We start from the raw sequence: 2069 nt of genomic DNA on the forward strand, positions 1-2069 counted from the left end.
ATCGCGAGCAGGCTCACTCCTACATTTGGAATGCGCTCCCCCTGTAGGAGTGAGCCTGCTCGCGATGGCGCCATAACATTCACCGCAAAGATCCTCGGGTAGACCCGCGCTCAATCAGCACCGGCGCAAAATCCACTCTGCGCGCTACCTCGACATCCCCCCGCAAACGCTTGAGCAAACACTCAAACGCCCGCGCGCCAATCTCGGCTGTGGGCTGGGCGAGGGCGGTAATTCCGCTGCCGACCAACGGGTACCAATCCAGATCATCCAGGGCAATCAGCCCGACATCCTCGAACAATCGGCAACCGATTTCACGCAAGGCCAGGGTACAGGCCAGCGCTGCGACACCGTTGGCGCAGAACAGTGCTTTCGGCCCGGTCGCCGGTGTGTCCAAAAAGATTTGAAGATGAGTAGCGAGTGCGTCGCCGGTTTCCAGCACCGCCCCGGTCAACCCGGAGCGCTGGGCAATCTGCGCCTGAAAACTGCTGACCCGCTCGATCCGCGAACTGGTGCCGTCATAAGGCTCAGTCACCAGCAACACATCGCGATAGCCGCGCTGTTCCAGGTGCTTCAGCGCCATCTCAACAGCTTGCGGATTGTTCAGCCCAACCATGTCGCTGTCGAGGCCATCGACCTTGCGGTCCACCAGCACCAAGGGCATTTCCCGGTGCAACTCGTGGAGTTCGTCACGGTGATGGCCAAGGGTGTTCACGATCAGCCCTTCGATGTTGTACGAGCGCAACAACGCCAGGTGTTGGCGTTCCTGCTCGTCATCGCGGTCGGTGTTGCACACCACCAGGCTGTAGCCGTGCGCACGGCAGGCGGTTTCCACCCCGTGCATCACGGCAATCGAATAAGGGTTGCGGATATCGGCCACCAGCATGCCGATCAGGCGCGTGCGCCCGCGTTTCAGACCACGGGCCATCTGGTTCGGGCGGTAACCCAGCTCGCTGATCGCCTGCTCGATACGCAGGGCGATGGCATCGGAGAGCAGGGCGCGGTCGTCGCCGATGAAGCGCGAGACGCTGGCCTTGGATACGCCGGCGCGTTCGGCAACATCAAGCATGGTCACGCGGCTGCGCTGGGCGGCGGAGAAGTCGTTCACGGTCTGAAACCTATTATTGGATTTATTCGTTTCATGCGCCGCGATGGCGATGAAACCGGTTTCAGGAAACACCAGAAGCTGACACTCCGTCAAGTGAATGCGCGTGGTACTTCAACTTGGCGCCGACGGGCGGTGCTCAGCGTTATTGAAGTATCTGCGCAATGCTCAGCCAAACAGGCCGGCAGCAATATTGATCGAAAAGCCCAGAATCGCGGTGTTGAACACAAAACCGATCAATGATTGCGCCAGGACGATCTTGCGAATGTCGCGGGTAGCCACGCCGACATCGGCAGTCTGCACTGCTACGCCGATGGTGAAGGAGAAATACAGGAAGTCCCAATAATTGGGCGTGGTCAGACCTTCAGCGAAACGCAGGGCCGGTTCCTTGCCGTCCCAGGTGTAAAACAGGCGCGCGTAGTGCACACAGAAGATCACCCCGATCACCAGCCAGGAACCTACGACGGTGACGGCGGTGAACGCGTAATGCAGAAGTTTGTGATGGGTATCCAGATCCTTGGTGCCGGCCAACTCCAGGGTGATGGCGGCCAGGCTGGCCAATGCTGCGATGCACACCACGAACAGCACCAGTCCGGCATTCTCGTCTTCGACGACGGCGATGCGTTTGACGTCCGGTGCCTTTGCCCGGGTGGCGAGCCAGAACATCAGGATCAGGTAAGTCCAGACGCCGGCGTTCCAGCCGATGAGGATTTTGCTGACGACGGAGTCGGCAGGGACCAGCAGGCCGGTGGCAAGGCCGACCAAAGCGGCGGCGGACAGGCGAGGGTGGGTGCGGGCGAGAAAGCGCATGGGGACTCGATGGGCCAGGATGTTTTTACACCTTAGCCCAGCGACGTCTCGGATGACCACTGACTTGACTGCTCAAATGACCTTGTGGGAGCGGGCTTGCTCGCGAAAGCGGTGTGTCAGCTACATGAATACTGACTGACACGACGCCTTCGCGAGC

The 2069-nt window shown here is 60.2% G+C and carries 2 protein-coding genes; both read right to left on the minus strand.

The window, feature by feature from the left end:
• Positions 1-79: 79 nt before the first annotated feature.
• Positions 80-1105, minus strand: a complete 1026-nt coding sequence (locus tag QMX91_RS30865; RefSeq protein WP_282413883.1) for a LacI family DNA-binding transcriptional regulator — start codon at positions 1103-1105, stop codon at positions 80-82.
• 165 nt (positions 1106-1270) lie between these two features.
• Positions 1271-1912: a DUF1345 domain-containing protein gene (locus QMX91_RS30870; protein ID WP_027611985.1), complete on the minus strand. Its 642-nt coding sequence runs from the start codon at positions 1910-1912 to the stop codon at positions 1271-1273.
• Between the last annotated feature and the right edge of the window lie 157 nt (positions 1913-2069).

It is taken from the genome of Pseudomonas sp. PS01299 (genome assembly GCF_029960145.1).
Classification (GTDB): domain Bacteria; phylum Pseudomonadota; class Gammaproteobacteria; order Pseudomonadales; family Pseudomonadaceae; genus Aquipseudomonas; species Aquipseudomonas putida_A.

Coding starts and splice junctions, on each gene's coding strand:
- QMX91_RS30870 (WP_027611985.1), bottom strand. CDS start 1,912: ATGCGCTTTCTCGCCCGCACCCACCCTCGCCTGTCCGCCGCCGCTTTG.